The organism is Bacillus sp. RC240 (assembly GCF_044907945.1).
In the GTDB taxonomy this organism is placed as follows: Bacteria; Bacillota; Bacilli; order Bacillales; family Bacillaceae_G; genus Bacillus_A; species Bacillus_A mycoides.
Genome location: NZ_JBIYCT010000005.1, coordinates 352805 through 361205, shown reverse-complemented (window position 1 = coordinate 361205; position 8401 = coordinate 352805). Strand labels below are relative to the sequence as shown.

General features: G+C 37.3%; 9 protein-coding genes. All 9 read right to left on the bottom strand.

Features of this window, described 5'->3' with window-relative positions; all coding sequences use genetic code 11:
• Nucleotides 1-345 precede the first annotated feature (345 nt).
• Nucleotides 346-594: an HPr family phosphocarrier protein gene (locus ABH955_RS19155; RefSeq protein WP_002016081.1), complete on the bottom strand. Its 249-nt coding sequence runs from the start codon at nt 592-594 to the stop codon at nt 346-348.
• A 23-nt stretch (nt 595-617) separates the two neighbouring features.
• Nucleotides 618-1568, bottom strand: coding sequence for a DNA-binding protein WhiA (gene whiA / locus ABH955_RS19150; protein WP_002016082.1), 951 nt, complete (start codon nt 1566-1568; stop codon nt 618-620).
• An 88-nt stretch (nt 1569-1656) separates the two neighbouring features.
• Entirely contained in the window at nt 1657-2610 is a 954-nt protein-coding gene (locus tag ABH955_RS19145; protein ID WP_404454585.1) for a gluconeogenesis factor YvcK family protein, read from the bottom strand.
• A 3-nt stretch (nt 2611-2613) separates the two neighbouring features.
• Nucleotides 2614-3495, bottom strand: coding sequence for an RNase adapter RapZ (gene rapZ, locus ABH955_RS19140; protein WP_002016084.1), 882 nt, complete (start codon nt 3493-3495; stop codon nt 2614-2616).
• Nucleotides 3496-3515: 20 nt separating this feature from the next.
• A complete protein-coding gene (locus tag ABH955_RS19135) occupies nt 3516-3974 on the bottom strand; it encodes an NUDIX hydrolase (protein WP_002124062.1) in 459 nt (152 codons plus the stop codon).
• A 215-nt stretch (nt 3975-4189) separates the two neighbouring features.
• A complete protein-coding gene (locus tag ABH955_RS19130) occupies nt 4190-4996 on the bottom strand; it encodes a DUF368 domain-containing protein (RefSeq protein ID WP_151305031.1) in 807 nt (268 codons plus the stop codon).
• A gap of 162 nt (nt 4997-5158) precedes the next feature.
• Nucleotides 5159-6115: a thioredoxin-disulfide reductase gene (gene trxB, locus ABH955_RS19125; protein WP_002089563.1), complete on the bottom strand. Its 957-nt coding sequence runs from the start codon at nt 6113-6115 to the stop codon at nt 5159-5161.
• An 84-nt stretch (nt 6116-6199) separates the two neighbouring features.
• Nucleotides 6200-7711, bottom strand: a complete 1512-nt coding sequence (locus tag ABH955_RS19120; RefSeq protein ID WP_113936266.1) for a tetratricopeptide repeat protein — start codon at nt 7709-7711, stop codon at nt 6200-6202.
• A gap of 145 nt (nt 7712-7856) precedes the next feature.
• Entirely contained in the window at nt 7857-8363 is a 507-nt protein-coding gene (locus ABH955_RS19115; RefSeq protein WP_404442095.1) for an acyltransferase, read from the bottom strand.
• Nucleotides 8364-8401 lie beyond the last annotated feature (38 nt).

The window sequence follows — 8401 nt, the reverse complement described above, 5'->3', positions numbered from 1 at the left end:
GAATGAGAGGGGGATGGAGCTTCTGACAAAGAGGTGCTTTTTACCTCGACGGAAGAAGCGAAGCCACCGACCATTCTAGCCGCTGGAGCTGGATACATCTAAAAGCGGAAGCGCCCTACTACAGGGCGCTTTTTTATTATGTACAAGGGTAGCACATATCCCACCTAGTATCTAATCCAATATATCGGTGATTTTTCAATTTTATCGACCACAACTTATCGACTTACCGACAATTTCCGACAAGCGCGAACCAGCTATATACCCACCGATCATTCGTTACCACACCAACCACGCACCCCACAAACAGAAAAATAAAAAAAGCTATCGCACATTCGCGATAACCCTTTATTGTACATATGCAGTTAATGCTTCCAAAGCCTCTTCTGCATCTGAACCTTCTGTTGTGATTGTAATCATGCTACCAGTTCCGATTGCTAAGCTCATAATCCCCATTATGCTCTTTGCATTCACTGTCTTTCCATCTTTCTCGATGAAGATATCCGCATGAAAGCGATTTGCCTCTTGTACAAACAACGCAGCCGGACGTGCTTGTAAGCCGTTTTTTAATGCCACTTTAACCAATTTTTGAACCACAGCTCCATTTCCCCTTTAACCTTTTATTTTTTTGCTACTGTTTCCCCCGCGCGTAATTTCTCTGCAATTTCATCGATTTTACGCAAACGATGATTAATACCCGATTTACTAATTTTCCCCCCGGATACCATCTCACCTAACTCTTTCAATGTTACATCTTGATAATCTCTTCGTAACTGTGCAATTTCTCTTAATTTATCTGGCAAAATATCAAGCCCAACCGTCTCATCAATATAGCGGATGTTCTCAATTTGCCTTAGCGCTGCACCAATTGTTTTATTTAAATTAGCTGTTTCGCAGTTAACTAAACGATTTACTGAATTACGCATATCGCGAACAATTCGAATATCTTCAAATCTTAAAAGTGCATTATGAGCACCTATAATATTTAAAAACTCTGTAATTTTTTCAGCTTCTTTCAAATACGTAATGTACCCTTTTCTTCTTTCCAACGTCTTACTATTTAAATCAAATCCGTTCATCAGTTCACATATAGAATCATTATGTTCCTTATATAACGAAAAGATCTCTAAATGATAAGATGATGTTTCTGGGTTATTTACTGAACCACCTGCTAAAAATGCACCGCGTAAATACGATCGTTTACAACATTTCTTCTCGATTAATTCCTGCGATATATTTCGAATAAACGAAAAGTCATCTCGAACAATGTGAAGATCTGCTAATATTTCGCGAGACTTCTCAACAAGCCGCACGATATATACATTATTTTTCTTCAATCGCATTTTTTTACGAACAAGTAATTCTACCGTCACATCATATCCTTTTTTCAAAAGCGTATAAATCCTTCTTGCAATTGCTGCATTTTCCGTTTGAATATCGATAGATAGGCGACGGTTTGAAAAAGAAAGCGATCCGTTCATTCGAAGCAACGCCGATAATTCTGATTTCTCGCAGCATTCCTTCATTTCAAGGTTGGTCAACTCTTTCTTTGTTTCTGATGCAAATGACACAGTCAACACCTCCTTATACTATTACTTTGGAACAAAAATCTTGTCCTATATGAATGAGGAGCGTTACCTCAAATGAGGCAACGCACTTTTATAACAATGAATATAAAATAGAAGCTAACTTTAATGTATCATGTCTTACAACACGATCATCATATTTCGCTAATCGATCTTGAATGATTTCGATATTATGTTCAGCAAAACGATTTGTATCCAGTGCAACTGGTTCCGACATTTCTTCCTCATATAAATTACGTAATTCACGAGGAATATCACGATTATTTACAATCGCAGTGTCGATAAATGGTTTACCTAAATGATCATGTAACGCCTGCACATGATCAAACGCAGTATAACCCTTCGTTTCGCCCGCTTGCGTCATAACATTACATACATATACCTTCTTCGCTTTTGCAGCAAGAACAGCGTCTCCAATTTTGTTAACAACTAAATTCGGTAATATACTTGTGTACAGACTTCCTGGACCGAAAACAAGCAAATCAGCTCGTTTAATTTCCGTCAACGTTTCACATAACGGTTCTACATCTTCTGGAGTTAAAAAGACACGATTAATCTTCTTCCCGAAATGAGGAATCTTTGATTCACCTGTTACAATTTCTCCATCTTCTAATTCTGCATGAAGTACCGCACTTTGATTCGCTGCTGGTAATACACGTCCTCTGACATTTAATACTTTACTCGTTTCCGTAATCGCGTGGTAAAAGTCTCCTGTAATCGAAGTCATACCTGCCAACAATAAATTTCCTAACGCATGCCCTTTCAGTCCGTCTCCAGTTGTAAAACGGTGCTGAAATAAAGCCTCCACTAATGGTTCTACATCCGATAACGCAACAAGTACGTTACGAATATCACCTGGAGGTGGAATTTCTAGCTCATCACGTAGTCTACCTGAACTGCCTCCATCGTCGGCTACTGTTACAACTGCTGTAATATCAACAGGATATTGTTTTAATCCCCTTAATAAAACAGAAAGTCCAGTTCCACCTCCCATGATAACAATTTTAGGTTTTCTCTCTTTTTTCATCCCTTAATGGCCCTTTCTCTTCTCCACATCACGATGAGATACATGAACGCTATACTCTGGTTTCAAATGTTTCCCAAGGTACTCTGTAAGCGTAACAGAACGATGTTGCCCACCTGTACATCCAATCGCAATTACAAGTTGACTCTTACCTTCTCTTTTATAATGAGGCAGCATGAAAGTGATAAGATCCGTCAATTTCTCTAAAAACTTATGTGTTTCATTAAATTTCAACACATACGACGAAACTTCTTCATCCAGTCCTGTTAATGGCTTCATATGTGGAATATAATATGGATTTGGTAAAAAACGAACATCAAATACTAAATCAGCATCAATTGGAATTCCGTACTTAAATCCAAATGACATAACATTTACACGAAATGCTTGCTCAGTTTCTGTTGAGAATAAGTGAACAATTTTTTCTCGTAATTCTTTCGGTTTCAAATCAGATGTATCAAGCACAATATTCGCTCGTGCCTTCATATCAGTTAAGAGACCACGCTCAGCTTCAATTCCCTTTAACGGCAATCCAGTTGGCGCAAGTGGATGTGAACGTCTCGTTTCTTTATAACGAGTTACAAGTGTGCTATCTTTCGCATCTAAAAATAAAATATGAGGAATAATCCATGTGCGTTCTGATAAATCATCAAGCGCTCCCCATAAATATTCAAAAAACTCTCGGCCACGTAAATCAATACCGAGTGCCACTTTATTCATTTTTCCTTTTGAATCTGCCATAAGTTCAATAAACTTCGGCAATAACATCGGTGGTAAATTATCTACACAAAAATATCCTAAATCTTCGAAACTTTGTAACGCTACCGTCTTTCCAGCTCCAGACATCCCTGTAATAATTACCATTTTTATATCATTATTCTCTGTCATCGTATCCTCTCCTTGCAGGTTTAACTCGGATCTAATCGATATGAAAGCAACTCAAAATCTGGGGTATATACAAATGTACCGTAGATTATACCATTCCCTTTAATTAAATAATCAATAATGTGATAATCTCCTGGTGCCATTGCTAAGTCATCAATTTTATCAAATGTATGCCAACCAATGATGCCTTCTTCGCTCTCTAATTTGTTTTCTCCTGCAAAATCTGTTGCTAAAAAGGAGAACATCATCCATTCAGAAACAACTTTATCACCTTCTTGGATGACAAAAGTGAAGACCCCTTTTAATGCTGGATTCTTTAAATAAATACCTGTTTCTTCACGATACTCGCGAACAACGGTATCTCTTACTGTCTCACCACGCTCCATTTTCCCGCCCGGTGCAACCCACCAATTCCGGCGAGGTTTTTGGAGTAAAAGTACTTCATTATCTCTAATTAACACACAGTTTGTCACTCTTTGCATGTTTCTTCACCTCAGCTACTTGCAGCAAAATTTCTCACTGCATACTCATTTCATTATACTATCAAAAACAGTTTGCTACAACGAAGGTGCCAGTCTCCTTTCGCTAAGCAATTGTAAAAATTCTTTCTACAACAAGCAATCAAAATACCTTACTTCCCATGAATAGCACATAAAAATCCCCTTAACGATTTTTATCGTTAAGGGGATTAAAACACTTATTTCTTACCGAAATAAGTAACAACCGCAAATCCTAAAATAAAAGTAATAATTGAACTTAAAATTGAAATTCCACCAGTCGGAATGCCAGGGAACACAATGACAATCGACCCGATAACGAGCCCAATAATTGCCGCAAATGTCATACTTTTATAACGATCTAACAAATAACTAATTCCTTTACTACTTACAACAAATCCGGCCATCACGCCGGCACCGATAACCACGATTAACGGTAAATTGAGTGTAGTTAAAGCGTTAATTGCTGTCGGATACACACCAATAATTAATAAAATAAACGATCCACTAATTCCAGGAAGAAGCATAGCCATACTAGCCATCCATCCTGCGAAAAATAAGCCAATTGCATTTAAAATTGTTAACGTCGTAATCGGATCAGCTGCCTTATCTGGTTTAAAGAATGCTGTTATTGCAACAAGAATTGCTGCAATTATTAATAAGGCAATATGACTACCTTTAAACGTTGCCTTTGCATCAGCTTCTCTCATTAACATCGGTAATATACTAATAATTAAACCGAGGAAGAAAAATTGAGTCGGTTCATAATGATTTGCTAATAAATATTTAATAACATGACTTAATGTTAGAAAAGCTGCCGCTACACCAGCTGCAAGTGGGATTAAAAACGCTAAATGTTTTTTCCATTCACGACTAAAGAATCCGCTAATTGCTGCGAGCAATTGTTCATAAATCCCCAACACAACAGCGATTGTTCCGCCGCTCACACCAGGAATTAAATCACTAACGCCCATACAAAATCCACGATATATATTACGCCATTCCATACTGAATAAATTCCTCATTTCTTATAGTGATTTTTTTCCGTAAAGTCCAGTATATCAATAAGAAATCTTATAATCCTAATTGTTTTTGACAAAACTTTGACATTTTCAAAAAAAAAAGAAAGCTCCTATCGGTAGCTTTCTTCTCAAAAGGTATATTACCCCTTATTTTTCTGTTACAGTTTTTAATTCTTCTACTAACTCTTCTATATAATGCTGTGCACTCTGCGCTGCAATACTACCATCACCTGTTGCAGTTACAATTTGACGAAGCATTTTTTCACGAACATCACCAGCTGCGAAAATACCAGGAACTTTCGTTTCCATACGCTCGTTCGTTTCAACATAACCATTTTCATTTGTAATACCTAGCTCAACAAACGGTTTTGATAAAGGTAACATACCGATGTATATGAAAACGCCGTCAGTTTTAACTTCTTGTTCTTCTCCGCTGTTTACATCTACAAGTGTTACGCTTCCTACTTTACCATTTGCATCGTTAATTTCTTTTATAGTGTGATTCCAAATGAAATCTACTTTCTCATTTTGGAAAGCACGATCTTGTAAAATTTTCTGTGCACGAAGAGTGTCACGACGGTGAACGATCGTTACTTTTGATGCGAAGCGTGTTAAGAATACACCCTCTTCAACAGCAGAATCTCCGCCGCCAATAACAACAAGTTCTTTCCCTTTAAAGAATGCACCATCACATACTGCACAATATGATACACCGCGGCCGCCAAGTTCTGTTTCACCCGGCACACCAATTTTTTTATACTCTGCACCGCTTGCAACGATAATTGCACGTGCTTTATATTCTTTTTTACCAGCAATAATTGTTTTGTACTCTTTACCATCGATGATTGCTTTCACATCACCGTATGCATATTCAGCACCAAATTTCTTCGCATGCTCAAACATTTTATTTGATAAGTCTGGTCCTAAAATAGACTCATAACCTGGATAGTTCTCTACATCTTCTGTATTTGCCATTTGTCCACCTGGGATACCACGCTCAAGCATCAGTGTGCTTAAATTCGCACGAGATGTATATACCGCAGCTGTCATACCAGCTGGTCCTGCACCAATAATAATGACATCATAAATTTTTTCTTCTGACACACTATTCACTCCCATTCATTCATACACATTAAGTTACCCTCATTATACTGTTAGCATCATTTTTTTCCCAATGATTTGCCTACCCTACGTGTGCGTGCGCTTAACAGCCTGCACATACTTTCGTACAGTCGCTACAGATACATTATATACATCACCAAGCTCTGCCTGTGTCATCTTATTTCTTTGTTCGCCGCGCACAATGTATTCAATTGCCGCTGACCAGCCGTACACATTTGTAAAAGTCGCTCCAGATGTATATAAACGTATGAACGTGCAAAACCAAAAATTTAAACACTCTTCGATTAATTCATCGTCTTTTTTCGTATAATTGTATAATGCATCCGCGATTCGTACGCACTGTTCAAATTGCTGTAAATCAGCTGGGATACTTTTATGACTATTAAGTAAAAAGAAATATTTTGCAAGTTGCGATACGATTGGAACACCATTTTTCGCTTGCGTTACATCAAAGAAGAATCCAACCTTCTCTGGTGTTGACAATTCATTCATTAAATATAAAGCTAGCATTTTCTCTTCTAGCGTCGTACTTTGCTGAAATGATTTTCGTAACTCTTCAAATAAAAGATTTTGTCCTTCATCTGCTAAATTCAGTGCATTCCACGGTTCTTTTCCTTTTTTATCAGGATGCAATTCTACAACATGTTGCCACATTTTTTCAGCTACTTGCTGTTCCTTCACCATATACGCAGAGTATGCAAACCAGTAATAAAAACTGACGTCTCCTTCATACCCTTGACGCTTTAATACTTTGAACCATTTATATGCAGGTTCAAAATGACCAATTGTTGCAAGCGTTGTTCCAAGTTTCAAACGATGCTCAAATGAAATTGGATATACCGAAACTAACTGCCCCGCTAATGACTCTACTTGCTTATGCTCTCCAATTGAATATAGAAAAATAAGCGTATTACAAAGCGCATGCATATTACCAGGATTTTTCTCTAAAATCATTTCTGTTAACTTAAGCGCTTGATCTACATTACCTGATTGAAAATGTGCAATCGCTAAATTATTATGTCCTGACCAAAATTCTGGATATTCTTTCGTAACAACTTCTAGTGTAGCAATCGCCTCTTCTAATTGTCCGTTACGAATGTAGCGGTTCGCTTCTTCTTGCATAACAATTAGCTCATCTTCATCCTCAATCTCTTCCGCACCCATTGCATCTTCTTCCATAATCTCAAGCAATTCTAATGTATCTTTTACAAATTCCTTCTCTTCCGCAACTTCTAAATATCGCTCTGCATACTTCTTCGCCTGTTGAAACAAGCCCATATATGCATAATTATTTGAAATAAAATAATAGCATTGCTCAAGTTCAGGATTGGATCTAACAAGCTTTAGAAATATCTGATTCGACTCTTGATATTCACCAGATTCAGATAATGCTATTGCTAGTTGGCATAAAATAAACGGCTCCTTCTCGCTTTGTGCTGCTCTTCGAAAATATTTAATTGCATCTTGCAATTTTTGCCCTTTATAAGCCCTCATCCCTTTTTTATAAAAGAAGTCCGCTAACTGATTAAAAGAGATAACTTGTCCGTTCTCCTTATATATTCTTTGATTTTTCCCCATATATCCTCCAGTTTTTTGTTTTCTTCGTTCACACATTCTTCTATCTATAAGTATAAACGATTCCGTAAAAAACAAAACAGTATATTATAATCAATTATTTCCTTTTTATTCATAAAAAGAGAAGGGAAATGTTACATTTTTAACATCAACCTTCTCTAGTGGCCATTTCCTCTTTCGTATAAATAATACGCATCGGATTTCCGCCTACGAAAGCGCCGCCTGGTACATCTTTATGGACAAGTGTGCCTGCAGAAACGATAGCTCCATCTCCAATTGTCACACCTGGTAAAATTGTCGTATTCGCTCCAATCATAACTTCATTCCCTATGACGATTTCTCCGAGTCGATACTCACGAATTAAATATTCATGCGCTAAAAGCGTTGTATTATAGCCGATAATTGAATTGTCTCCCACAGTAATCTTTTCTGGAAACATAATATCTGGCATTACCATAAGTGCAAACGACGTTTTCTTTCCTACTTCCATCCGTAAAAACGTGCGATATAACCAATTCTTTACGGATAAAAATGGCGTGTAACGTGCGATTTGGATGATAATAAAGTTTTTCATTACCTTCCAAAAAGAAACTGTTTTATACACATTCCACAATGAATTTTCTCCTGAAACAAGATAGCGCGTTGTCCGTCGCACTGAACTCTCTCCTCTACTTATATAAAGTGACACTTTAA

Coding starts and splice junctions, on each gene's coding strand:
- ABH955_RS19145 (WP_404454585.1), bottom strand. CDS start 2,610: ATGAAAAAAGAGAGAAAACCTAAAATTGTTATCATGGGAGGTGGAACT.
- rapZ (WP_002016084.1), bottom strand. CDS start 3,495: ATGACAGAGAATAATGATATAAAAATGGTAATTATTACAGGGATGTCT.
- ABH955_RS19135 (WP_002124062.1), bottom strand. CDS start 3,974: ATGCAAAGAGTGACAAACTGTGTGTTAATTAGAGATAATGAAGTACTT.
- ABH955_RS19130 (WP_151305031.1), bottom strand. CDS start 4,996: ATGGAATGGCGTAATATATATCGTGGATTTTGTATGGGCGTTAGTGAT.
- ABH955_RS19120 (WP_113936266.1), bottom strand. CDS start 7,711: ATGGGGAAAAATCAAAGAATATATAAGGAGAACGGACAAGTTATCTCT.